The 24090-nt window shown below is 68.8% G+C and carries 18 protein-coding genes; 9 read left to right on the top strand and 9 right to left on the bottom strand.

Features of this window, described 5'->3' with window-relative positions; genetic code table 11:
* Nucleotides 1-79 precede the first annotated feature (79 nt).
* The 4 genes from Amac_RS37920 (at nt 80) to Amac_RS37905 (ending at nt 4569) form a co-directional block, all read left to right on the top strand.
* Nucleotides 80-553 (top strand): (2Fe-2S)-binding protein, encoded by a 474-nt coding sequence (locus Amac_RS37920; protein ID WP_155359239.1) that lies wholly within the window; start codon nt 80-82, stop codon nt 551-553.
* On the top strand, nt 550-2889 hold the full coding sequence (locus tag Amac_RS37915) for a xanthine dehydrogenase family protein molybdopterin-binding subunit (protein WP_155359238.1): 2340 nt from the start codon (nt 550-552) through the stop codon (nt 2887-2889). The genes Amac_RS37920 and Amac_RS37915 overlap by 4 nt, the downstream gene beginning before the upstream one ends.
* Complete coding sequence (locus Amac_RS37910; RefSeq protein ID WP_155359237.1) at nt 2886-3749, top strand: FAD binding domain-containing protein; 864 nt, start codon at nt 2886-2888, stop codon at nt 3747-3749. The genes Amac_RS37915 and Amac_RS37910 overlap by 4 nt, the downstream gene beginning before the upstream one ends.
* Nucleotides 3750-3810: 61 nt before the next feature.
* Nucleotides 3811-4569: an SRPBCC family protein gene (locus Amac_RS37905; protein ID WP_155359236.1), complete on the top strand. Its 759-nt coding sequence runs from the start codon at nt 3811-3813 to the stop codon at nt 4567-4569.
* Here the strand turns inward: Amac_RS37905 and Amac_RS37900 are convergent, their stop codons facing one another.
* Nucleotides 4570-6033, bottom strand: a complete 1464-nt coding sequence (locus tag Amac_RS37900; RefSeq protein ID WP_155359235.1) for an AAA family ATPase — start codon at nt 6031-6033, stop codon at nt 4570-4572.
* Nucleotides 6034-6129: 96 nt separating this feature from the next.
* The gene (locus Amac_RS37890; RefSeq protein WP_108149534.1) at nt 6130-7077 is read right to left on the bottom strand and encodes an SDR family NAD(P)-dependent oxidoreductase; all 948 of its coding nucleotides are present in this window, start codon (nt 7075-7077) and stop codon (nt 6130-6132) included.
* 109 nt (nt 7078-7186) lie between these two features.
* Here Amac_RS37890 and Amac_RS37885 point away from each other — a divergent pair, with 109 nt between their 5' ends.
* The 3 genes from Amac_RS37885 to Amac_RS37875 all read left to right on the top strand — a co-directional run bounded on the left by Amac_RS37885 (nt 7187) and on the right by Amac_RS37875 (nt 11777).
* Entirely contained in the window at nt 7187-7852 is a 666-nt protein-coding gene (locus Amac_RS37885) for a TetR/AcrR family transcriptional regulator (protein WP_155359234.1), read from the top strand.
* A 158-nt stretch (nt 7853-8010) separates the two neighbouring features.
* Nucleotides 8011-10722, top strand: coding sequence for a bifunctional glycosyltransferase/CDP-glycerol:glycerophosphate glycerophosphotransferase (locus Amac_RS37880; RefSeq protein ID WP_155359233.1), 2712 nt, complete (start codon nt 8011-8013; stop codon nt 10720-10722).
* Nucleotides 10719-11777 (top strand): glycosyltransferase, encoded by a 1059-nt coding sequence (locus Amac_RS37875; protein ID WP_155359232.1) that lies wholly within the window; start codon nt 10719-10721, stop codon nt 11775-11777. Before Amac_RS37880 ends, Amac_RS37875 begins: the two co-directional genes overlap by 4 nt.
* On the opposite strand, the gene Amac_RS37870 is transcribed toward Amac_RS37875, so the two are convergent.
* From Amac_RS37870 to Amac_RS37860, 3 genes are read right to left on the bottom strand one after another with little or no spacing between them, the layout of a single operon-like run.
* Nucleotides 11758-12828, bottom strand: a complete 1071-nt coding sequence (locus Amac_RS37870; protein ID WP_246268977.1) for a sulfotransferase family protein — start codon at nt 12826-12828, stop codon at nt 11758-11760. The genes Amac_RS37875 and Amac_RS37870 overlap by 20 nt on opposite strands.
* The gene (locus Amac_RS37865; protein ID WP_155359231.1) at nt 12825-13826 is read right to left on the bottom strand and encodes a sulfotransferase family protein; all 1002 of its coding nucleotides are present in this window, start codon (nt 13824-13826) and stop codon (nt 12825-12827) included. Before Amac_RS37865 ends, Amac_RS37870 begins: the two co-directional genes overlap by 4 nt.
* Complete coding sequence (locus tag Amac_RS37860; protein WP_155359230.1) at nt 13819-14676, bottom strand: CDP-alcohol phosphatidyltransferase family protein; 858 nt, start codon at nt 14674-14676, stop codon at nt 13819-13821. The genes Amac_RS37865 and Amac_RS37860 overlap by 8 nt, the downstream gene beginning before the upstream one ends.
* A gap of 203 nt (nt 14677-14879) precedes the next feature.
* Here Amac_RS37860 and Amac_RS37855 point away from each other — a divergent pair, with 203 nt between their 5' ends.
* On the top strand, nt 14880-16373 hold the full coding sequence (locus tag Amac_RS37855) for a stealth family protein (protein ID WP_155359229.1): 1494 nt from the start codon (nt 14880-14882) through the stop codon (nt 16371-16373).
* On the opposite strand, the gene Amac_RS37850 is transcribed toward Amac_RS37855, so the two are convergent.
* Both Amac_RS37850 and Amac_RS37845 read right to left on the bottom strand, forming a co-directional pair.
* Nucleotides 16360-17031: a hypothetical protein gene (locus tag Amac_RS37850; RefSeq protein ID WP_155359228.1), complete on the bottom strand. Its 672-nt coding sequence runs from the start codon at nt 17029-17031 to the stop codon at nt 16360-16362. The two genes, Amac_RS37855 and Amac_RS37850, sit on opposite strands and share 14 nt — an antisense overlap.
* Nucleotides 17028-19889: a glycosyltransferase family 2 protein gene (locus Amac_RS37845; protein ID WP_170322857.1), complete on the bottom strand. Its 2862-nt coding sequence runs from the start codon at nt 19887-19889 to the stop codon at nt 17028-17030. Before Amac_RS37845 ends, Amac_RS37850 begins: the two co-directional genes overlap by 4 nt.
* A gap of 170 nt (nt 19890-20059) precedes the next feature.
* Here Amac_RS37845 and Amac_RS37840 point away from each other — a divergent pair, with 170 nt between their 5' ends.
* Nucleotides 20060-20863 carry a polysaccharide deacetylase family protein gene (locus Amac_RS37840; RefSeq protein ID WP_155359226.1) on the top strand — a complete coding sequence of 268 codons (804 nt, stop codon included), beginning with the start codon at nt 20060-20062 and terminating at the stop codon, nt 20861-20863.
* Here the strand turns inward: Amac_RS37840 and Amac_RS37835 are convergent.
* Nucleotides 20860-21930: an acyltransferase family protein gene (locus Amac_RS37835; RefSeq protein ID WP_246268981.1), complete on the bottom strand. Its 1071-nt coding sequence runs from the start codon at nt 21928-21930 to the stop codon at nt 20860-20862. The two genes, Amac_RS37840 and Amac_RS37835, sit on opposite strands and share 4 nt — an antisense overlap.
* A gap of 339 nt (nt 21931-22269) precedes the next feature.
* Nucleotides 22270-23835 carry a glutamine-hydrolyzing GMP synthase gene (gene guaA, locus Amac_RS37830; RefSeq protein ID WP_174900275.1) on the bottom strand — a complete coding sequence of 522 codons (1566 nt, stop codon included), beginning with the start codon at nt 23833-23835 and terminating at the stop codon, nt 22270-22272.
* Nucleotides 23836-24090 lie beyond the last annotated feature (255 nt).

Below are 24090 nucleotides of genomic sequence, written 5' to 3'. Positions count from 1 at the left end.
GCGGCATGGAGGGTTGACCGCGACACTCACGGGCGTACGTTCACAAGTGTCCGTTTATCACTTGTGGTGCGGAGGCAGTATGTCTCGGATAACCGTCACCGTCGACGGCACCAAATACGAGGAAGAGGTCGAGCCACGACTGCTCCTCGTCCATTTCCTACGAGACCGGCTGGGGCGAACCGGCACCCCGATCGGCTGCGACACCAGCAACTGCGGGGCCTGCACGGTCCTGATGGACGGCCGGAGCGTGAAAAGCTGTTCGGTGCTCGCCGTCCAGGCGGACGGCTCCGACATCCTCACCATCGAGGGTCTGGCCGAGCACGGCACCCTGCACCCGATGCAGCGCGCCTTCCACGAGGAGCACGCCCTGCAGTGCGGCTACTGCACGCCGGGCATGATCCTGGCCTCCATCGACCTGATCCAGGACAATCCCGACCCATCCGAGGACGAGATCCGGTCGGGCCTTGAGGGCAACCTCTGCCGGTGCACGGGTTACTCCAACATCGTCAGAGCCGTACGCAAAGGCGCCCAGGAGATGGGAGCCACGCCATGAGCACGACGGAAGCCGAGATCGGCCGGGCCCGCCGCCGCAAGGAGGACGCGCGCCTGATCACCGGGCGCACCCAGTGGACCGACAACATCCAGCTGCCCGGCATGCTGCACGTGGCCTTCCTGCGCAGCCCGATGGCGCACGCGCGAATCATCCGGGTGGACGTCTCGGCCGCCAAGGGCCAGCCCGGCGTGGTCGCGGTCTTCAGCGGCCAGGATTTCGGCGACGAGCAGGGCAGCCTGCCGTGCGCCTGGCCGGTGACCGAGGACATCGTGATCCCCGACCACCCGCCGATGGCCACCAGCACGGTGCGCTACGTCGGTGAGGCCGTGGCCTGCGTGATCGCCACCGACCGGTACAAGGCCGCGGACGCGCTGGACGCGATCGAGATCGACTACGAGCCGCTGCCCGCCGTGCTGGACATGAACGAGGCGCTGGCCGAGGGGGCCACGCCCGTCCACGAGGGCGGCAACAAGTCGTTCACCTGGAAGTTCGGCACCGGCGACGCGGAGGCCGCGTTCCGGGACGCGCCGGTGGTCATCGAGCGCACCTACGTGCAGCAGCGGCTGATCCCGTCCGCGATGGAGCCGCGGGCGGTGGTGGCGCAGACCGACGGCGACAGTTTCATCGTGCACAGCGCCACCCAGATCCCGCACATCCTGCGAGTCATGCTGGCCGCCACCACGGGCATCCCCGAGCACAAGATCCGCGTGATCGCCCCGGACGTGGGCGGCGGTTTCGGCTCGAAGCTGCAGGTCACCGCCGAGGAGGTGCTGACGCTGCTGATCTCCAAGCGACTCGGCCGCCCGGTCAAGTGGACCGAGTCCCGCTCGGAGGGCAACCTCACCGTGCACCACGGCCGCGACCAGATCCAGCGGATCAGCCTGGCCGCCTCGGCCGACGGCGTGCTGCGCGGCGTCAAGGTGGACCTGCTCGCCGACATGGGCGCTTACCTGATGCTGGTCACACCGGGCATTCCGCTACTCGGCGCATTCATGTACACGGGCGTGTACAAGATGGACGCCTACGACTTCACCTGCACCGGCGTCTTCACCACCAAAATGCCCACTGACGCCTACCGGGGCGCCGGGCGGCCGGAGGCCACGTACGCGATCGAACGCGCCATGGACGAACTGGCGCACGAGATCGGCGTGGACCCGCTGGAGATCCGGCGCCGCAACTGGATCAAGCACGAGGAGTTCCCGTACGCGACGGCCGGCGGCCTGACCTACGACTCCGGCAACTACGAGGCCGCGACCGACCGGGCGATGGCGCTGTTCGGATACGACAAACTGCGCGCCGAGCAGGCCGACCGCCGGGACCGCAACGACCCGGTGCAGCTGGGGATCGGCGTCTCCACGTACACCGAGATGTGCGGTCTTGCCCCGTCCCGGGTGCTGGGCAGCCTGCGGTACGCCGCAGGCGGCTGGGAGCACGCCACGATCCGGATGTTGCCCACCGGCAAGGTCGAGGTGGTCACCGGCACCAGCCCGCACGGCCAGGGCCACGAGACGGCCTGGTCGCAGATCGTGGCCGACTCGCTCGGCGTGCCGTTCGACGACGTGGCCGTGCTCCACGGCGACACCGCCTCCTCGCCGCGCGGCATGGACACCTACGGCTCCCGCTCGCTGGTCGTGGGCGGCATCGCCGTGCTGCAGGCCTGCGAGAAGGTCAAGGAGAACGCCAAGCAGGTGGCGGCACACCTGCTGGAATGCGCGCCAGAAGACCTGGAGTTCACCGACGGCGCGTTCCGGGTGCGCGGCACCGAGGCCGCCAAGACCATCCAGGAGATCGCGCTGGCCACCTTCGCCGCGCACGACCTGCCGGAGGGCTTCGAGCCGCAGCTCGACGCGGGCAGCACCTTCGACCCGGAGGCGTTCTCCTTCCCGCACGGCACCCACCTGTGCGCGATCGAGGTGGACACCGAGACCGGCGAGTCGAAGATCCGCTCGTACGTGGCGGTGGACGACATCGGCAACGTGATCAACCCGCTGATCGTGGAGGGCCAGGTGCACGGCGGCATCGCCCAGGGCATCGCCCAGGCACTCTACGAGGAGGCCGTCTACGACTCCGACGGCAACCTGCTCACCACCACCATGGCCGACTACCTGATCCCGTCGGCCGCCGACCTGCCGGACTTCACCACCGCCCGTACGGTCACCCCGGCCACCTCCAACCCGCTGGGGGTGAAGGGCGTCGGCGAGGCGGGCACCATCGCGTCCACCCCGGCCGTGGTCAACGCCCTCGTGGACGCGCTCAGCCCGTACGGCATCCGCGACGTGGCCATGCCGTGCACGCCGGAACGCGTGTGGCGGGCGATCCAGGGAGGAACCTCATGATCCCGGCGAGTTTCGAGTACGTCCGGCCGTCCACGGTGGAGGAAGCCGCCCAGATCCTGCGGAACGCGGCAGGGGACGACGTCAAACTGCTGGCCGGCGGGCAGTCATTGCTGCCGCTGCTGCGGTTGCGGCTGGCCTACCCGGCCGCGCTGATCGACCTCGGCAGGATCGACGAGCTGCGCGGCGTCAGGGACGAGGCCGACCACGTCTTCATCGCCGCCATGACCACCCACGACGAGGTGGTCAAATCGGCGGTCGTGCAGGAGCAGTGCCCGCTGGTGGCGCTGGCCACCGCCCAGGTGGCCGACCCCGCGGTACGGCACCGCGGCACGTTCGGCGGGTCGATGGCGCACGCCGATCCGGCCGGGGACCTGCCCGCGGTGGCGCTCGCGCTGGACATGGAGTTCACGATCCTCTCCGCGGAGGGGACGCGGACCCTCCCGGCGTCGGAGTTCTTCGTCGACTACCTGGAGACGGCGCTGGGTCCCGGCGAGATCCTGCTCGGCGCGAAGGTCCCCAAGCTGGGGGCCGGCTGGGGCTTCCACTACGAGAAGTTCCACCGGACCGCGCAGGCCTGGGCGATCGTCGGTGTCGCGGCGGCCGTGAAGCGGGAGAATGGGACGATCTCCGAGGGCCGGGTGGCGCTGACCAACATGGGCTCCACCCCGGTGCGGGCCTTCTCGGTCGAACGGCGGCTGCCCGGCGTGCCGGTGGCCGACGGAAACGGCGAGCTGCGCGAGGCCGCCTCGACGGCGGCCAACGACACCGAACCCCCCACCGACCTGCACGCCCGTCCCGACTACCGGCGCCATCTGGCGGTGGTGCTCACCGAACGGGCGGTACGCAAAGCCGCCGCCTGAGTGGCGGATGGCGCTCACCCAGTCGTAGTGTCAAGGGAAAAGAGAGAAACGGAGTCGAGCCATGGCGATGCGGTTCGAGCACGAGTTCACCGTGCCGGTCCCGGTCGAGCAGGCCTGGTCGGTGCTGCTTGACGCCGAGCGGGTGGCCCCGTGCCTTCCCGGCGCGTCACTCGACTCCGTGGAGGGCGACACCGTGACGGGCAAGATGCGCGTCAAGGTCGGCCCGATCACGGTCACCTACAACGGCACCGCGACCTTCGAGAACGTCGACAAGGACGCCCACACGCTCACCCTCAAGGCCTCGGGCAAGGAGGCACGCGGCGCCGGCACGGCCAGCGCGACCGTCGCCGCGCGCCTCGTCCCCGAGGGCGACACCACCAAGGTCACCGTCGAGACCTCCTTCAACGTCACCGGCCGCCCCGCCCAGTTCGGCCGCGGCGTGATGAACGAGGTCGGCTCCCGCCTGATCGACCGCTTCGCCACCAACCTGGCCGCCATCCTCCAGGAAGGCACGACCCCCGAACCCGTGCCCACCCCCGAGATCCCCCGCCAGGCCCCCGCCCCCACCGAATCCGACGAGCCGGCCCGCCACCTGACGGCCGTCCCCACCCCGCGCCAGACCCCCATCGCCGAGGAAACCCTGGCCCGCGAAGCCCACCCCGCTGGCACCTCCCGCACCTCCCGCACCCCCGACGAGGAGGCCCTCGACCTCCTCGAAATCGCCGGCGCCCCCGTCCTCAAACGCCTCGCCCCCGCCCTGGCCGCCCTGGGCGTCCTGGCCCTGGTCATCTGGCTGATCAGACGCTCCCGCCAACACTGATCACGCCCCGGAGTACAGCCGCTCCAGGTCGATCAGCTCCACATCCGACCGCCCGGCGGCCACGTCCCGCAGCTCACGGGTGAACCCCGCCCGCGCGAAGAGCAACAATTTCGGCGTGCCCTCGATCTTCGCGTCGGGCAACAGCCCACGCAGGTGCTCCATACGCTGCAAGTGCGGGAGGTCCATGGGCGTCCTGGTCCCTTTGGCCTCGCCGATGGCGGTCACCCGCTCCCCCTCGAACGACACCGCCTCGGTCACGACGACGTCGACCTCGTGCCCGGTCCGATGCTCCCGGCATGGCAGCTCCGCCGGTCGCACCTGAGTCGCCGTCCCCCCGAGCGTTTCCCGGTCGGCGTGGTCAAAGCACCAGGCACGCGCGAGATCCTCGAAATGCGGCCCGTAGATCTTGCCGGAGACGGTGTCCGCACTCTCCGCCCAGACCCGTTCCGCTCGCCTGGCGATCAGCTCCGGCTCATGCCGCCGGATCAGGAGCTGATGCAGCCGCACGACCGGCTCGGCGATGCGATAAACGCCCCTTTTCTCGCGCAGGGCATCGTCGATCTGGTCGATGAGCCCAATACCCCGCAGCCCGGACAGGATGTGCGCGAGAGACGTGCTCGGCCGCCCGAGCGCCGCCGCGATCTCCGACCGACGATGATTCCCGGCGCTCAACGCCGCCAGAACCGCCACATACGAGGTCGGGTTGGTGATCGATGGCTCCTCTCGCAGGAGCTGGCCACCCTCACGGAACATGACAGTCGCCGGGTTCAGCAACCATCGCCGCACCCACTCGTCGAACCCGTCGAGCGTGGCGGGGCCGCCCCCGCACATCTCCAGGTACGCCGGCGTCCCCCCGACCAACGCGTTGACCCGGAATGCCAGCTCAGGCTCGCGGATCCCCCAGAACTCGGCCGCGTCCCGGAACCCGAACGGCCGGACGACCAGTTCCAGCGTGGCCCTCCCTCGCAACGGCGCACCCCCGCCCAGCAGTTGCGCCATGGTGGTCAACGCACTGCCGCAGAGAATGAGCCTGGTCCGCGTGTGCTCCTTGGCGAACCCCAACGGGCTCAGCTCCTGCTGCAGATAAGACGGCAGCCCCGGACTCGTTCCCACCAGATAGGGGAACTCATCGATGACTACCGTGGTCGGCCCCTTCTCCCCCAGTCTCAGCAGATCGCCAAGCGCCTCTCGCCACGACCTGAACGCCACTGGCCGCCGAAGCCCAACAAATTTCGCGTACGCCTCGCCGAGATCGGCCAGATTCTGCCGCTCGCTCTGCTCGGTGGCGCCGAACATGAACCCGCCTACCTCGTGAGCGAGTAGTTCGAGCATCAGCGTCTTGCCCTGCCTACGCCGCCCGTAGACCAGGCCAAGCGTCGCCCCTTCACGCTCAGACTCAACGAACTCCCCCAGCTCCTGCCACTCTTGTGACCGCCCGAACAGCCGCTCCGGCTTCTGCACCATGAGGCCCCCTTATTATTCGCGCAACTATTATAGTTGCGCGAATAATAGTTCCCCCCGCTTGCGCCGCGACGAGCCGGCGCCTCCTACCAGCGCGGGCTACATCGTGATGGCCGATCCGGAGGGAAACGAGTTCTGCTTGGACTGAACGACGGGGAACTTCACCCCGGTGAGGTCTTCGGAGACGGCCCACAGCCGCTGCTGGACGGCTACCTCGTACGACTCCGGGCTGGAGGTGACCAGCCGGGGGTGGCCCATGACCTCGTTGCGTCCGCCGGGACCGTAGTACTGGCCGCCGAGCGCGGCGGGGTCGGTGGCGGCGCGCAGGGTCGGCAGCGCGCCCATCGCCGGCGTCTGGGTGATCAGCGGCGCGAGCCAGGTGAGCGGAAGCCGGAGGGCCGCGGGGGTGTTGCGGGCGAGCTCGGTGCTGGACATGCCGGGGTGCGCGGCCACCGCGACGGTGGTGCCGTGCGTGGCGAGCCGGCGCTGCAGCTCGTACGTGAACATCAGGTTGGCCAGCTTGGACTGACCATAGGCGGCGGCCCGGCTGTACGACCGCTCCCACTGCAGGTCGTCGAAGTGGATCGCGGCCCGGATGCGGTGGCCGGTGCTGCTGACCGTCACCACGCGCGAGCCGGGCACCGGCAGCATCAGGTCCAGCAGCAGCCCGGTGAGCGCGAAGTGGCCGAGGTGGTTGGTGCCGAACTGCATCTCGAAGCCGTCCCGGGTGGTCTGCTTCGGGGTGTACATCACGCCGGCGTTGTTGATCAGCAGGTCGATCCGGTCGAGCCGGGACCGCAGCGCCGCCGCCGCGGTCCGGACGGAGTCGAGCGAGGTCAGGTCCAGCGCCTGCACGGTCACGTCGCCGGTCATGCGGGCCGCGGCCTGCTCGCCCTTCTCGACGTTGCGCACGGCGAGCACCACGGACGCCCCGCGCTCGGCGAGCGCCTTGGCGGTCTCGTACCCCAGTCCGGTGTTGGCCCCGGTCACCACGGCCACCCGCCCGCGCTGGTCCGGAATGTTCGCCGTCGTCCATTTCTCGCTCATGTCAGGCTCCCAACCAACTAACGTACCGAAGGTATCTTGTGTCGACGACGTTAAAGTACTTTCGGTACGTTGTCAACGTACCGCAGGTACCTAAGTTAGGCTGGCGATCGTGACTTTCCAGCGGGCGCGAACCGAAGAGCAGCGGGAGATCCGCCGACGGGCGATCCTCGACATGGCGTCGGCGATGCTCGACGAGATGCCTGTGGCCGCGGTCACCCTGAACGAGCTCAGCCGCCGGGTAGGCCTGGCGAAGCCGAACGTGCTGCGCTACTTCGAGTCTCGCGAGGCGGTGCTGCTAGAACTGCTGGACCACTTCCTGCAGGAGTGGCTGACGGAACTGGCAGGCGAGTTGGCCGCCGGCATCGACGAAAATCTACCCATGGCCGAGCGAGCGGCAGCGGTGGCCGAGATCCTCAGCCGCTCACTCTCCGGCCGAGTGGTGCTGTGCGACCTCTTCGGCGCACAGGGCAGCGTCCTGGAACACAACGTCTCCGTCGAGGTCGTAGCACGCTACAAGCGCGCCTCCCTGGACCGCCTGACAACCATGACCGCCCTGATCCAGAAGTACCTGCCGGAGCTGGGCGAGAACGCAACACTGTTCAGCCTGCAAACCATGGTCATGGCCGGCGCGCTGTCGGCGTACAGCACACCCCCACCCAGCCTGCAGGCGGCCTACCAGGCCGAGCCCGACCTGGCCCGCTTCCACTTGGAGCTGAAGGACTCCTTGAAGCTGGCCCTGACCGCAACCCTCCTGGGCGTGCTACCCCGCCGCTGACCTGCGTTGCACTGGACAGGCCAAACCTCTGCGACGGACGACGGTGGTCCACCAATGACGTGGCAAAGAATGCGTTCAGGGTTGGGCGAAAGGGACAGAGTGCGGCTTAGTTAAGGGAACACACCACTCAGGATCTTTGGGTTGAGTGGGGGATTTCCATGTTGGGGCGGCCGGAGGTCAGTGTTGTTGTGATTTCGTACAACGATGCTGGGCGGGTGGGGAGGGCCGTGCGGTCGCTTTATGGGCAGTCGTTGCGGAATCTTGAGATTATTGTGGTGGATGATGCGAGTACGGATGAGACGGAGCGGGTTGTCCGGCGGTTGCCGGGGGTGCGGTATGTGCGGCGGGAGCGGAGCAGTGGCGGGTGTGGGGCGCCGCGGAATGATGGGATAGACGCGGCGCGGGCGCCGTTCATCATGTTTCTGGACAGCGATGATGAGCTGCCGAGGCATGCGTGTAAGAGCTTGCTGACGGAGATCGAGCGCACGGGGTCGGACTTCGTGGCGGGGCAGATCTCGCGGCTGTACGAGTCGAGCGGGAAGACGAAGCCGTATTATCCGGAGTTGTTCTCGCCGCGCCGCGTGGTGGACGGCATTCGGGCCGAGCCGAAGCTTTTCCTGGACGGGTTCTCGACGAACAAGTTGTATCGGGTGGATTTCCTGCGGCGGCATCAGCTGCGGTTCCGGGAGGATCTGCATTACGAGGATCACGTTTTCACGTCCGACCTTTACGCGGCGGCCGAGCGGTTCGCGATCGTGCCGTGGGTGGTTTATCACTGGCACCGGGTGCCGGGGCGCGGGGTGTCGATCTCGCTGAATCTGCGCGAGGTGAACAATGCCCGCCAGCGGGTGGCCGCCGCCGAGGCCGCGGACGAGATCCTGCGCCGGAACGGCCTGGCGGATCTGGTGCCCGACCGGCAGGTCCGGTTCGTCAAGCAGGATCTGCGGGTGTATCTGAACGCGTTGCCGTACCACGACGCGAGCTGGGCTCAGGAGCTGGCGGCGGTGGCCGGGCCGTATCTGGAGCGGTTGGCGCCGGGGGTGCTGGCCAAGGCCGACCCGATGGTACGGGTCTGCTGCACGCTGATCCAGCAGGGCCGGATCGACGAGCTGGCGGTGGCGGCGCGGAGCCTGACCGGTCCGAAGGCGCCACCTCGGGAGATTCTGGTCGAGGGCGGGCGCACGTACTGGGGCAACCGGAAGGACCCCGCCCTGGACATCACCACCCTGGGCCTGGCCGGCCTGCCGTTCACCGCGACCCGGATCCGGCACGAAGTGACCGACATTTCCATAAACGCGGCAACGCTCGCGATGGAGATCACGACATACGACCCGTTCCAGATCATCAAGCCCGACTACCACGCCTCGATGAAGATCGACCACCACGAGGTACGGCTGACGCCAAAACCCCAACCCAACGCCACCTACCTGACCACTTTGACCCTCGATCTAGCGAAATTTCAGGACCTGGGTGGGTTCCATGAACCGAGGATCGCCTTCACCCGGCAGGACGGCAAAACGACCAGCGACCGCGTGCTGATCTCCCCCACCACACCCCCGATCCCCGTAAACCTCCGCGGACGCCGCATAACGATCGGACCGCACAGCGCCGCCGGAGTGCTCCGGCTGACCTGGCTCCGCACCGACATGGTCCACACGATCGCCCGCACCCCCTGGCTAAAACCCCACGCCCGCAAACTCCGCGCCCTCCCGACAAAAGCCCGCCACCACCTCGGCTCAAGAAAGATCAAACTCAGCGTCTACAAACAGCTGATCAAGTTCGTCCCCCAACGCAAGGACCTCGTCCTCTTCGAAGCCGACGCCGGAAAGGGCTACACCGGCCATCCCCGATACATCCACGAAGAACTCCTCAAAAGAGGCCTGGGCCTGACCGCCGTCTGGTCCCGCGCGAAGGGCAAGTTCCCCACCGACGTCGCCACGGTCCGCCGCATGAGCTGGCGCCACGTGTGGACGATGGCGCGGGCGGGGTGGTGGGTGGACAGCCACGGCATGCCACTCGGCTTCCCGAAGCCCACGGGCACCAGATACCTGCAAACCTGGCACGGCCAGGGCATCAAAACGGTCGGCCTCAACGCCCCCGACCTGCGCGGCGACTTCCCCGGCCCGCGCGAGGAATGGCGAGCCAACGTCGCCCGCTGGGACGCCCTGGTCTCCCCGAGCGCCGAATTCGAGCGCACCTTCGTCCCCTCCAACGAGTACGCCGGCCTGGTGCTCCGCTTCGGCTCCCCCCGCTGCGACGTGCTCGTCAAGGGCGACCCGGCCGCCCGCACCCGCGTCAGGGACCACCTGGAGATCCCCCCGGACAAGAAGATCCTCCTGTACGCCCCCACCTACCGCGACCAAAACAAGATGTCCGGCAAATCCGTACGAATCAACTTGTCCGAACTAGCCACCCACCTGTCGCACGAGTGGGTCCTGATCCTGCGCACCCACCCCGTCGACACCTACCAGGTCCCCGAACGCCTGCGCGGCTTCGTCCGCCCCGCGGGCGCCTACCCCGAGATCAACGACCTCCTCCTGGCCGCCGACGTCCTGGTCACCGACTACTCCTCCCTGATGTGCGACTTCGCGCTGACCGGCAAGCCGATGGTGTTCTACATCGACGACTGGGAGGAGTACCGCCGCGCCGAACGCGGCGTCAACTACGACTTTCCCGCCATCGCCCCCGGCCCCTGCGTGACCACGACCGCGGACCTGCTGACCGCGCTGCGCGAGCCGTACCACCTGGAGCGCTACGCCGCCTTCCTGACCACGTGGTGCGCCGACGAGCGGGGCGACGCCGCCGCCAGGATCGTGTCGGCGTTCTTCGAAGGCCGGCCGCTGACCGTGCGGGAGAAAGCCCGCGGATGAGCACGGTCGTCTTCGCCAGCATGGACGCCGACACGCTCGGCGGCATCCAGCGGGTGGTGCACACGGTGGCCCAGGGCCTGGCCGAACGCGGCCACGAGGTGCACGTGGTGGGCCTGCACCGCGCCGGCGACCCGATCACCTACGTGACCTCGCCTCACTACAGCCGCCACGTGATCAGCCCGGGCCCGAAACGCGGCCCGTGGGCCCGCCGCCGCACCGCCGCGCTCCTCAACTCCCTCGAACCCGGATATGTCGTGATGACATCCCCCGGCGTCGTCACCCGGATGAAGGATCTCCTGCGCCTGCACCAGGGCATCGGCCAGTACCACGGCTCGTTCGCGCACGCCCGCGACTGCTGGCACTACGCCGCGGTCAAGGCCCACTACGGCACGCTCGACCAGGCCGTCTTCCTCAGCCCCGACGACGCCTGGCAGTTCTCCGAGCACGCGCTGCTGCCCAACACCTGGGACATCCCCAACCCGCTGCCCGACTGGCCGCCGGAGACCTCCCCGCTCAACCGGCGCAGGGTGCTGGCCGTCGGACGGCTGGCGGGGGTCAAGCGGTTCGACCGGCTGATCTCGGCCTTCGGCCGTACCGGACGTTCGGACTGGGAGCTGCATCTGGTCGGCGACGGGCCGGACGCGGGGCGGCTGATGGTGCACGCGGTCACCGAGGGGGTGGCGGACCGGGTGCGCTTCCGCGGCCGGATCCCGGCCGGCGAGATGGCCGCGGAATACCGGGCGGCCTCGCTGGCGGCGCTCTCCAGCGACCATGAGGGGTTGCCGCTGGTGCTGGCCGAGGCCGCGTCCCACGGCCTGCCCGCGGTGGCCTTCGACGTCTCCGGCGGCGTACGCCACCTGGTCAGGGACGGCGAGACCGGCCTGCTCGCCCCGCCGGGGGACGTGGCCGCGCTCGCCGCCGCGCTGAGCACACTGATGGCGGACACCCGCAAGCGGCGGCGCCTCGGCGCGGCCGCCCGGGGGCACGCCCGCCAGTTCAAGCTGCCGAACGTGGTGGACCGCTGGGAGGAGCTTTTCACGCACCTCCGGCGCTGAGCGCCAGCTCGCGCGGGGGCAGCCCGGCCAGCTTCCGCTGCCCCTCGGTGAGCAGCGCGGCGACCGGCCCCGGCTCGCGCAGCCGGTTGATCCGGTCCCGGTTGGTCTTCCGCCACCGCGCCGACCGGCGCTTGGCCGCCGCCGTCTTGTACGCGCTGACATGCTCCTTCGCCGCCTTCGGCGCCCCACTCAAGGCGTACCCGTAGGAGGTCAGCCGCTCCCCCAGCACGTCCTCGCAGAGCGCGATCTCCCACGGTTCCAGCCGTTGCGACCAGCTGCCCGAGCGGGCGGTGGTCACCGCGCCGTGCGTGTTGCTGTGCCACACCTTGTGCGCCGGAACCGCCACCTGGGCGACGTGCTGGGGCTCGCACATGGCCGGGTGGTACTCCTCGCCGATGAACCCGCAGAGCTTCTTCAGCTCCAGCTCCGGATCGGCGGTCAGGTCCTCGTAGCGCAGCTCGTAGTAGCTGCCCTCGGGCAGCCGCTGCGCGTTCCTGCGGCCGAAGTCGATGGCCTCGGCCCAGTTGGAGATCGCGTGGAAGCTGCTCAGGTGATACCAGGGCATCTCCTTCAGCGACGCCACGCAGTCCCGGCCGTCCCTGATCAGGTGGATGAACTGGGCGTCGGGGAACATGCGCAGCAGGATGTCCACGTGCTTGAAGTAGCTGGGCCGCTTGTCGCCCCAGCGCGGCTTGCCGAACCGGGCGGCGTAGCTGCGGAACACCGTGCCGATCACCGAGCCCAGGCTGCCGGGGCCCGCGGTGGCCTGGTCGATGAACGCGGCCCGGTCGAGGCCGAGCTCGCGGAACTTGGTGTCCCTGCCGGTGGCGATCCACTCGGCCAGCACCCGGCGGTTGACCTGCTCGCGCTGGTCGCCGTACTTGCGGCGGCCGAAGTAGGCCGGGACCAGGAACCGGGTCTCCGGCGGGACCGCGACCCGCGGGTGCGAGTGCAACATCAGCTGCAGCATGGTGGTGCCCGAGCGCGGGCAGCCGATGACGAAGATCGGCCTGTCCTGCATGTACGTCTCCCCCGTGACAAGTCGATTCATTTAGGGACACCCGCGAGCTCGCGCTGGGTGTTGGTGAGCAACGCGGCGACCGGGCCCGGCTCGCGGAACCGGTTGATCCGCTCGACCAGCGCCGTCCGCCGCAACTCGCGCCGCCACGAGCTGGCCGTCTTCTCATAGGCGGTGAGGTCCCGGCGCGGGGCCCGCGGCGCGCCGGTCAGCTCGTAGCCGTAGGCGGTGAGCCGGCTGCCCAGCACGGTCTCGCAGAGCGACACCTCTGCCGGCTCCAACCGGCTCGCCCAGCTCCCGGCCCGGGTGGTCGTCACCGCCTGCCGCGTGTTGACATGCCACTCCTTGTGCGCGGGCACCACATCCGCCACCCGGTACGGCTCCCGCATCGCCGGGTCGTACTCCTCGCCGATGAACGTGCACAGACCGGTCAGCGTGCCCGTCGGATCGGCGCACAGATCCTCGTAGCGCAGCTCGTAGTAGCTGTCCGGCGGCAGCTTGTGCCCCCGCCCGATGTCGATCGCCTCGGCCCACCGGTAGACGGCCTCGGAGATGTCCCCCTTGAACCACGGCATCTCCTTCAGCGACGCCACGCAGTCCCGGCCGTCCCTGATCAGGTGCACGATCTGGGCGTCCGGGAACATGGCCAGCACCGCGTCCAGATGCCGGATGTAGGGCGGGCGCTTGTCGCCCCAGCGGATCTTGCCGTGCCGCTCGGCGAACATCGCGTACACCAGGCCGACGACGGAGCCGAGGCTGCCGGGCCCGGCGACCGCCCGCCGGATGAACTCGTCCCGGTCGACGCCGAGATCCTCGAACTGGGTGCGTGGCCCCTTCGCGATCCACCTGGCCAGGGCGCGCCGGTTCTTCGGCCGGCGCAGGTCGCCCCACTGGCGCCGGTCCCGGTAGGCCTGCACCAGGATCCGGGTCTCCGGGGGCACCGCCACCCGCGGGTGCGCGTGCAGCATGAGCTGCAGCATCGTGGTGCCGGACCGCGGACACCCGACAACGAAGATCGGCCGCTCAGACAAGAACCTTCTCCCTTTTCGGTACGGTGCGCCCGGCCTCCCGGGCGGCGAGCCAGATCCGGTAGACCAGCGCGGCCTCGAACAGGAGCACCAGCGCCCCCGCGACGCCCGCGGCCCACACCATCGCCCACGGCCCGAACGGCGGCGCGATCACGAAGACGGCGGCATGGAACTCGATGCCGCCCACCACATGGGTGCGCACCCGATGCCGGACCAGGAAGATCCGGAACCGGTCGAACCAGGGGAACGTCCGGCGCCAGCCGCGATGCAGGTCCACCAGCGGCTGGTCGTGGGTGGCGACCAGGTGCCCCACCCGGGACTGCGGGGTGAGCCGCAGCACGTCCTCCACGAAGACGACCTCGCCGCCCGCCCGGGCGGCGGCCAGCGTCCTGGTGGCTTCCCTGACCCGGTTGACCTGCGGCGCGTTGATATACCGGAACAGGTCGAGCAGGACCACGACGGTGGCGGTGATCCAGAAGACCGACGCGCCCTGGCCGTAGGCGAAACCGAACGCGCAGCACAGGATCCGGACGCGGTCGCCCACGTAGTCCAGCCAGAGCCCGAACGGCGTGCCGGTGCCCTTCAGCCGCGCGATCTTCCCGTCCATGCAGTCGACCGTGAAGCTCAGGTAGAACAGGATCGCCCCGGCGGCCAGGCGGCCGGTGGCGAACAACCCCGCGGCGCCGAACCCGAGCAGGATGGACAGCCGGGTCAGCCCGTTGGGCGTGATCGAAGTGTGGTTGGCGACGAGCAGCGCGAGACGGCAGGCCAGTGGATCGACCAGAAAAACGGTCCACCACGAGTCTCGCGGCTTGCGCGCCGCCTTGATGTCATCGAGCGTGAAGCCCCCCATGCACGTAAGAATGGCTACGCGAGGTAGTCGGTAACCTCTTCTTCGGTGACAGCCGGGGGATCTCGTTGCCACTTCTTGACCGTTGCCCTGACGTGGGCAAAGCCCCTGCCAACGCGGCAGACGTCGGTTAGAGTCCTGGAATCTTCGGGGGGAGACCCATGCCTGTGGGAACGTTGTATCGACAGTTGCAGGGGCGACTCGGCGTGCGTGACACCTCGCCGCCGCAGTCTGCCCTGATCCGGGCCGAGCTGAGCCCGCTCCACGCGGTGCGGGAGACGTTCGACCTGGTCTGCCGCACGCTGGCCGAGGCCGACGTGCCGTTCTTCTGCGTCCGGCCGCTGGCCGGACGGCCACCCGTGGTGGCGGTGCGCACCGTGTACCGGGCCAAAGCGCTGGCCGCGCTGGCCCGGCACGCCTTCTACGCGGCCCGGCTGCCGACCGGGCGCAGCGGCATGCGGCGGCCGGACTTCGAGCGGCTCCGCCCGCTGCGCAAGACCGACCTGGCGCACGCCCGGGTGATCCGGCTGGCGCTGTTCTTCACCAGCCCGGCCCGGACGTTCACGCTCGGCGGCGAGACGGGCATCGATCTGGAGATCTGGCACGTGGAGGACGACCTGCTCGTGGCGCCCCGGCCGAACCGGGTGTGCGAGGCGGTCCCGGTGGACGGGCCCACGGTGGAGGGCCGGGAGGAGCTGTTCAACCGGCTGGTCGCCGTGGGCGAGCGGAGCTACCCGACCCGGCCGGAGTTCCTCTGCCGCCTGGTCGACGAGATCGATTTCCCGATCGACGCCGTCTACACCTGGGTGGACGGCGCCGATCCGGCCTGGCGGGCGCGCCGCGACCTGGCGCTGACCGGCGGACTGAGCGAGGCGGCCGTCTCCGAGGCGCGTTTCGTCAGCCGCGACGAGCTGCGGTATTCGCTGCGCTCGCTGGTGACCTACGCGCCGTGGATCAGGAAGATCTGGCTGGTCACCGACCAGCAGCGGCCGTCCTGGCTGCGGGAGAACGACCGGATCCAGGTGGTGGATCACAAGGAGATCTTCCGGGATCCCGGCCTGCTGCCGGTGTTCAACTCGCACGCGATCGAGGCCCAGCTGCATCGCATCGAGGGGCTGGCCGAGCATTTCCTCTACCTGAACGATGACTTCTTCCTAGGGCGTCCTCTCTGTCCGGAGATGTTCTTCGAGGGGAATGGCATCACCCGGTTCTTCCCGTCGGCGGCGCAGGTGCCGTTCGCGCTGCACGAGGACAATCCGGTGCACGCGGCCGGGATGAACAACCGGCGGCTGCTGGAGGAGCTGTCCGGCCGGACGCTCACCCAGAAAATGAAGCACGTGCCGTACGCGTTGCGCCGGTCGTTGCTGTTCGAGCTGGAGGACCGGTTCGCGGAGGAGTTCGAGGAGACCACCCGGTCGGCGTTCCGGCGTTCCAGCGACATCTCGGTGGTGTCCTCGCTGGTGCACTATTACGGGTATCTGAGCGGGCGGGCGATTCCGGGGTCGGTGCACTACACGTACGTGGACCTGTCGATGCGCAAAGCTCCGGCCAAGATGCGGCGCATGCTGGCGGCCCGCGAGCACGACGCCTACTGCCTGAACGACACCGCGGCCACCACGCCCGAGCAGGACGCGATGGTGCACAAGTTCCTGGAGGCGTACTACCCGATGCCCAGCCCGTTCGAGGTCACGCCGGGGTGAGTTCGTGCAGGATGGTGACCAGGTGGGCGCCCAGCGGGGTGAGGGTGGCCCGCCCGGGGTCGCGGCGCACCGCGCCGAAGAAGGCGAGCAGGTCCAGGCCGGCGGTGACGTCGAAGGTCACGCCCTCGGCCTGGGCGGCTTCGCGGATGGTCGCGTCCAGGGCGGCTTCGTCCACGGCGCTCCCGGCGGGCACGTTGGCCAGGACCTGGAGCGCCACCAGCGCGCCGCCTTCGGCGCCTTCGATGAACTCCTCGTCGTCGCCGTCCACGGTGCGGACGAACGCGTTCCGCCAGGTCTCCAGGGCGTCCGTGGTGAGCCCGGCGCCGGGGCGGGCTTTGCGGCCCTTGATCTGGATCACGTCGGCGGCGCGGGCGACCGCCCATAGCGACATCAGCCAGGGCACCCGGCTGGCGGTGCGGATCTTGAACGGTGGGGGCTCGATGCCGAGTGCCCGGCACAGGTCGGGAATGTCGCCTGGGCGGGGGACGCCGGTGCCGGTCACCGCGACACCGTCGCCGACCCAGGTCGCCAGGCCGCGCAGGCCGCGCAGGACCGGGGTGGCCGCGGCGGCGCGGACCAGCGGGGATTCCGCAGGCTTGTCCCGGATGGCGGCGCGCTTGGCGGGGTGACCTGAACTCTGCTTTCGGCGGCGGCTCACCGGGGGAGAATATCGGAATACGCGAGCAAATGATCTACCACGCGTTTCGCGGCCTGGCCGTCGTCCAGAGGGCAGAACTTGGTGACGAAGGCACGGTAGCGCTCGGCGTACTCGGCGGAGACGCCGTCCAGGTCGCGGATGGCGTCGATCACCTCGGCAGTGCCGGCCAGCAGTGGGCCGGGGGCTTCGGTCCGGAAGTCGAATCCGCGCTGGTCGTCCTGGGCGAGGAAGAGCATCGGCCATTCCTGCCCGTCGAAGGTGATAGGCCCGGTCAGCACCACGGTCTGCCCTGGCCGCCGCCGAAACCACTCCGGCAGATGCACATTTGTCACGATGAAGCGGCTGCGGGCGAGCGCGTCGTAGTAGTCGACCCCGAGCATCCGGACCGGTTCCACGTGGGCCGGAAGCGCCACCTGCCCGTCGTGGACATTCCACCGCAACGCCAGTCCGGAACGGCGGCGGTGCAGCTCTTCCAGGATCGCGCGCGGGCTGTCGGAGAACTGCGTGCCGTTGAAGCAGTCGAAGAACACCTCCTCCCGCAGGGCGGCATGCCGAGCCGTCGGATACCGCTGCTCCCGCAACATCTGCTGAGCGTCCCGGCCCCGCTCGTCCTTGCTCAGATCGCTCACCATGGTCAGCACGGCATGCCCACGCGCGTTCCCGTCCAGCTCGACCTTCCGCCCCGTGCTCGTCTCCCGCTCCACCGGTACGGCAAAGCCCAGCTCCACCGGGAGCTCCCGCCCATCCACCCGCACCGTCAGCCCGTACGCCCCTGACGGCAACGGCACCCGCCCGACCGGGCTCTCCACCGCGACCGGCGAGAACATGGCGGTGAACCGGCGCCCCCGCGACTCCAGGGGCAACACGCGCTCGTCCAGCCGATCCAGCGCGGACACCACCAGCTCAGGCTTCTCGTGCGGTGCCGCCGCGAAGGATCCGCTGAGGATCAGCCGATCGTCGGCCGTCCACTCCACCACCTCGGCGAGCGCGACCGGCGGCTGCACCTGGACGACGAGTTCGCCCGCTTCCGACGGGCCCGCCCGATACTCCCGGTCCTCGTCCGCGTGCCGGACCGAGTCCGTGACCACAAGCGTGCGCTCGACGCCGTCGGCCGGGACGATCCGCGCCTGCCAGGTGACGGGCGCGTCCAGGATCAGCGCCTCGGGGCTGGCGGGCGCAAGCCGTACCCGCTCGGCCGGGCGGAGCGCGAACAGATCCAGGGACCCGGCGAACGTGCGCCCGCGCACCTCCAGCGGCACGCTCACCCGGGCGCCGGGGCGGACCAGCTGCAGGAGCGGGTTCTGGCCGAGGTCGACGGACGCGTCACCGTGGAGCAGGAGCTGGTCCCGCTCCACGCGGAGCAGGCCGACCCGCGTGTCCTGCGGCCGGACCGCGACGAGCAACTCCTCGGCGAGCGTGCGGGACGGCACCACGCGAGCGCCGTTCACGACGAGGGTGCGCAACTTTCTGGGCGCGCCCGCCAGGCGGGCTTTGCGGACCATGCCGCGGTGCATGACGAGCAGGTCGACCTGCCAGTCGCCAGGCGGGAGCGTGGCGGGATCTACGGCGAAGGTGAATCCGCCCCAGTCCGTACGCCGAACTCCGGGCTTGGCCGCCAGCGGCCGGGCTTTGACCCTTTTGACCGGAAGCCGGATCCGGCGGCCGGCGCGATCGTCGGCCAGCCAGGCGTACACCCGCTGGTGCAGCCGCCGGGTGGGCCGCAGGAACCGCACGGTGGCGCGCGCCTCGACGACCAGCTTGCCGTCCACCCACTCGACCCGGTCCACCCGCTGTTGCAGCGCCAGTTCCTCGCGCAGCCGCAGCACCTCGGCCGGAACCTGCACGCCCAGGCGGGCCAGCGCGCTGCTGCGCAGGCGGTATCGGCCGAACCCGCCGATCGCCCGCTCCCGCACCCAGCCCCGCCGCTCCCGCCGCGTCAGGCGGACCAGCTCGGCCATCCTCTTTTCGCGTACCAGATGCCACTTGACCCGCCGCCCGACCGGAAGCCGCGCCAGCACGCCCGGGGCGTGATCGAGGTACGCGTTGGTCAGCTCGGCGAACTTCTCCCGGTAGGCGTCGTCGGCGTGGTCGACCGCGTCCAGGAAAACCGGCAGATCGCTCTCGAAAACCGTCAGATCCCACGCTTCGATCTGCTCGTCGAAGCCCTGCTCGACCAGGAACGCCCGCATCGCGTGGACGGCCGCGAATCGCGCCTCCAGCGCGTACACGCTGAGGTCTGCCTCCTCCCGCTGCCGCCAGAGGTAGACCGGCTCGGGCCGGACGTCCACCGCCTTGGCCAGCAGGTGCCCGGACAGTGAGAGAACCATGTCCTCGTGTTCCGGGGATCGCAGCCCGTCCCAGAACTCGCGCCGCCACAACTTGTTGGTGATCAGGCGGTCCCCGAACAGATCGGGACGGCGGCTGATATGAGTCCGCCATTCGGGCCTGGCGAAGATCGCCCGATGCTCCGGCGACGGCCAGTCCCCGCGCGCACTGAACTGTCGGACATTCCCGGTGACCAGGTCGGAATCCGACTCGGCCAGGCTGCCCGCCATCAGTTCGAGCGCGGTCAGCGGCACCAGGTCGTCGCCCTCCAGGAACAGCAGTGATTCGCCGGTGGCGTGCCGCAGCCCGGTCTCGCGGGCCGCGCCGGGACCCCCATGTCGCCGCCGGACGAGCCGGAACCTCGGGTCTGCCGCCTCGAACCGGGCCGCCACCGCCGCGCTCCCGTCCGGCGACCCGTCGTCCACCATCAGCACCTCGTGATCGCGGTACGTCTGCGCCCGCAGCGACTCCAGGCACGCCCCCACGTGCGCGGCGACGTTGTACATCGGCACGATGACGCTCAGTCGAGGCACGGACCATCCTCCGGTTCGTCGTTTTCCAGCCAACATGGACACCGAATCGGCAGGTCATGCCAAGGTTTGCGGTTTCCTAGCGGCCCGGTTGGGCTTTCCTTGCCGCGTCGGCTCCGCCCGAATGGTGGGAGCCTCAGAAAACTCCCAGGAGGGCACGTTAGGATGCCGCAATGCTGCTGCGTCACACCATTCCCGCCCTCACCGCCTGTGCGACCCTGGTGCTGCTACCAGCGGCCGGAGCGCAGGCCGCCCCCAAGGACACAAAGGTCACTGTCAAAGCGGCCCCGGGCAAAAAGGCCGTCCCGTTCTGCGAGACGCACAAGTGCATCGCCTTGACTTTTGACGACGGTCCCTCGGACAACACCACGAAGCTGCTGGCCACGCTGAAGAAGTACAAGGCCAAGGCGACGTTCTTTGTGATGGGCTCGCGGGTGAAGAAACACCCGGTGCTGACCAAGAACATCGTGAAGGGTGGCCATGAGCTGGGGAACCACACGTGGAGCCACCCGTGGCTGACCGACCTGGCTCCCGCTGCGATCTACAAAGAGATCAACGAGACCCAGAAGCTGATCAAGAAGACCACTGGCAAGACGCCGACGGTGTTCCGCGCGCCCGGCGGGCTGACCGATGACGACGTGAACGCGGTCGTGGCCAAGCTGAAACTGATCCAGATCCCGGGCACGGTCGCTACCAAGGACTATGTCAAGGAATATCGGGACGTGGCGTTCCTCACCACGGCCGCGCTGGAGGCGGCCGGGAAGAACGCGGTCGTCCTGATGCACGAGACCGTCAAGGAGACGGTCGACTCGATGCCGAAGGTGCTCTCCACGCTGGCGAAGCAGGGGTATTCCTTCGTCACGGTGTCCAAGCTGCTGGAAGGGCAGACGTTGGTGCCGGGTGAGTTCTACCCGAAGAATCAGTCCGGCGAGCTGGACGATGACGATGACTTCTCCGGGCCGGCCGGCGAGGTCTAGGCCGTTCTTCTGGCCAGGCGTTTTCCGAGGCGTTGGGCTGGGCCTTCGACCAGACGGTAGGTGGCCCAGCTGAGCAGCAACAGCGTGGTGAGGTAGCCGGTGCCGAGGGCGAGCCTGGTGGTCAGGGTGAGGTAGCGCAGGTCGCCGAAGAATTCGGGCAGCAGGCGCAGCAGCGGGTGATGCAGCAGGTAGACGGAGTAGCTGACCAAGCCCAGCCAGACGAGTGTGCGGGGGATGGTGCGGTCGCGGAGGGCTCTGGCGGCGGCGAAGGTGGCGGCGGCCAGGGCCAGGGTGGTGATCCAGACTTGGGGTTGGACCCACCACCAGCCGGCTTGGATCGACCAGACCGGGGAGATGGCGACCAGGGCGGCAGAGGCGAGGACCGGCCAGAATGGGCCGGTGCCGTGTTCCCAGCGGTAGAGGGTGGTGCCGGTGAACATGACGGCGAGGATCGCGGCGCCGAACCAGGGGACGTAGCCGCTGAACAGCAGCAGAATGACGGCCATGAGGCCGAGCGCGTAGGCGGCGGTTGTCCGGAAATTTCCGGACAACAGGCAAGTTAGGCCCGTGAGGAAGAGGGCGCCGGAGATGATCGCGGGCCATGGGCCGCCGAGTATCGGTGAATCGAAGACGATCCCGGCCACGATGGCGATCGCGCCGAACACGATCGCGTAGACGCCGCTCGCGCGATGGATCCCGCGGACGAACAGGGCTGTGACCAGCAGATAAAACACCATCTCGTACGACAAAGTCCACATCGGATCGGCAAGTCCCCCGATGTGAACAACATCCAACAACATGCTGATATGCGCGGCTACACCTGAAAGATCCCGAGGCACCTGAACCCGAACAGGCACCCAAATAGCAATAAACAACGCAACCGCAATAACAACCAAATACAACGGATAAAGGCGAAATATCCGGCTTATCCAAAAGGCTCGAACGTCACCCCTGGACTCCAATGAAGCCGGGATAATATACCCACTAACCAGAAAAAATACGAGCACGCCATACATGCCCATGTTAAACCAATAAGGCCGCAACCCCGGCAGAATCCACGGCAACATATGCTCGCCCACCACCGCGAGCGCCCCCACCCCCCGCAACGCATCCAGCCAAGCCATCCGCCCCCCACGGGACGACACACCCGACCCAGCCGCAACACGCGAACTCTGCGAAGAAAGCCCCTGCTGTGTGGAAATCACTCGCGCTAACCTACCCGCCCACCAGATCCCACACCGCCCGATTCACCCCAACTCACCGAGCAGCCGGCACCGGCACGCTCGGGCGACGCCGGTCGTGGTTCTCCCACCCACCCACCCGTTGTTTCCCTTCGGGCTCCGCCCGACCCCGCCATCCCTGCGGTTTCCCTCACGAAGCGACAGCGCGGTGAACCTCTCAGCGGTTTACTCCCACTCGATGGTGCCGGGGGGCTTGCTGGTGATGTCGAGGGTGACGCGATTCACTTCGCGGACCTCGTTGGTGATCCGAGTGGAGATGCGCGACAGGACGTCATAAGGCACCCGGGACCAGTCGGCGGTCATCGCGTCCTCCGAGGTGACCGGCCGCAGCACGACCGGATGCCCGTACGTACGGCCATCGCCCTGCACCCCGACCGAACGCACATCGGCGAGCAGCACCACCGGGCACTGCCAGATCTCCCGATCGAGCCCGGCCCGCGACAGCTCCTCCCGGGCGATCGCGTCGGCCTCACGCAGAATGTCGAGCCGCTCCTGGGTGACCTCACCGATGATGCGAATCCCCAGCCCAGGCCCGGGGAACGGCTGCCGCCAGACCATCGCCGCAGGCAGCCCCAACTCCTCCCCCGCCCGGCGAACCTCATCCTTGAACAGCGCCCGCAACGGCTCCACCAGCGAGAACTTCAGATCCTCCGGCAACCCGCCGACGTTGTGATGCGACTTGATGTTCGCGGTCCCGGTCCCGCCGCCCGACTCCACCACATCCGGATAAAGCGTGCCCTGCACCAGGAAATCCGCCGGCCCATCCGCCAGGATCGCCCGCTGCTCATCCTCGAACACCCGGATGAACTCCCGCCCGATGATCTTCCGCTTCTCCTCCGGCTCGCTCACCCCCGCCAGCGCCTTGAGGAACCGCTCAGCCGCGTCCACGACCCGCAGCTTCACCCCGGTCGCGGCCACGAAATCCTGCTCGACCTGCTCCGCCTCCCCCTTGCGCAGCAGCCCGTGATCGACGAACACGCAGGTCAGCCGCTCCCCGATGGCCCGCTGCACGATGGCCGCCGCGACCGCGGAATCCACCCCGCCGGACAGCGCGCAGATCGCCCGCCCGTCTCCCACCTGCTCCCGCACGGCCGTGACCGCGTCCTCAACGATGTTCACCATCGTCCACGACGGCCGGCACCCCGCCGCATCCAGGAAGTGCTTCAGCACCGCCTGCCCATGATCGGAGTGCATCACCTCAGGATGGAACTGCACCCCGTAGATCCCGCGCGCCGCGTCCTCGAACCCCGCCACCGGCGTGTCCACCGTCGACGCCGTGACCAGGAACCCCTCCGGAGCCGCCACCACCGAATCCCCGTGCGACATCCACACCTGCTGCGCCGCCGGCAACCCCGCGAACAGCATGCCCTCCCGCAGCACGGTCAGCGCAGTCCCCCCGAACTCCGCCGCCCCCGTCCGCGCGACCCGCCCGCCCAGCGCCTGCGCCATGACCTGGAACCCATAACAGATCCCAAACGTCGGCACCCCGGTCTCGAACAGCCCTTCCGGCACAGCCGGTGCCCCCTCGGCATACACCGAAGAAGGCCCCCCCGACAGGATGATCGCCTTAGGCCCCTTGGCCATCATCTCGTCCACCGGCATCGTCGACGGCACGATCTCGGAGTACACATGGCACTCCCGCACCCGCCGCGCGATCAACTGCGCATACTGCGCCCCGAAGTCGACCACCAAAACCGTGTCGAACTCCGACTGCCGCACCTCACCGGACACAACAAGACCCCCAAGCCAAGAACCAGCGGTCCCACCAGTCTATCGACGCCGCCCTCCCACCCGTACGCCACGACCAGGAGCCCCTTGAGGACCTCGACGCATTGGACTTGCCATGAACGCGCAAAACCCGGCCGACTCTCCGTCCGGAAAGCTGCCGGGTTCACTTTCACGGGCTAGTGCCCGTGACCGTTCCAGGATGAGCGAGGAGACACGTCGCAGTCAACTCCGGCACCAGGACACCCCCGCGCGGCCGAA

The organism is Acrocarpospora macrocephala, assembly GCF_009687865.1.
GTDB classification, from domain to species: Bacteria; Actinomycetota; Actinomycetes; order Streptosporangiales; family Streptosporangiaceae; genus Acrocarpospora; species Acrocarpospora macrocephala.
This window is presented reverse-complemented; position numbering and strand designations above follow the sequence as displayed.

What these genes read in the sequence shown, in the direction of transcription:
- Amac_RS37920 (WP_155359239.1), top strand. Translation starts at nt 80, where the DNA reads ATGTCTCGGATAACCGTCACCGTCGACGGCACCAAATACGAGGAAGAG.
- Amac_RS37915 (WP_155359238.1), top strand. Translation starts at nt 550, where the DNA reads ATGAGCACGACGGAAGCCGAGATCGGCCGGGCCCGCCGCCGCAAGGAG.
- Amac_RS37910 (WP_155359237.1), top strand. Translation starts at nt 2,886, where the DNA reads ATGATCCCGGCGAGTTTCGAGTACGTCCGGCCGTCCACGGTGGAGGAA.
- Amac_RS37905 (WP_155359236.1), top strand. Translation starts at nt 3,811, where the DNA reads ATGGCGATGCGGTTCGAGCACGAGTTCACCGTGCCGGTCCCGGTCGAG.
- Amac_RS37900 (WP_155359235.1), bottom strand. Translation starts at nt 6,033, where the DNA reads ATGGTGCAGAAGCCGGAGCGGCTGTTCGGGCGGTCACAAGAGTGGCAG.
- Amac_RS37890 (WP_108149534.1), bottom strand. Translation starts at nt 7,077, where the DNA reads ATGAGCGAGAAATGGACGACGGCGAACATTCCGGACCAGCGCGGGCGG.
- Amac_RS37880 (WP_155359233.1), top strand. Translation starts at nt 8,011, where the DNA reads ATGTTGGGGCGGCCGGAGGTCAGTGTTGTTGTGATTTCGTACAACGAT.
- Amac_RS37875 (WP_155359232.1), top strand. Translation starts at nt 10,719, where the DNA reads ATGAGCACGGTCGTCTTCGCCAGCATGGACGCCGACACGCTCGGCGGC.
- Amac_RS37870 (WP_246268977.1), bottom strand. Translation starts at nt 12,828, where the DNA reads ATGAATCGACTTGTCACGGGGGAGACGTACATGCAGGACAGGCCGATC.
- Amac_RS37860 (WP_155359230.1), bottom strand. Translation starts at nt 14,676, where the DNA reads ATGGGGGGCTTCACGCTCGATGACATCAAGGCGGCGCGCAAGCCGCGA.
- Amac_RS37840 (WP_155359226.1), top strand. Translation starts at nt 20,060, where the DNA reads ATGCTGCTGCGTCACACCATTCCCGCCCTCACCGCCTGTGCGACCCTG.
- Amac_RS37835 (WP_246268981.1), bottom strand. Translation starts at nt 21,930, where the DNA reads ATGTTGCCGTGGATTCTGCCGGGGTTGCGGCCTTATTGGTTTAACATG.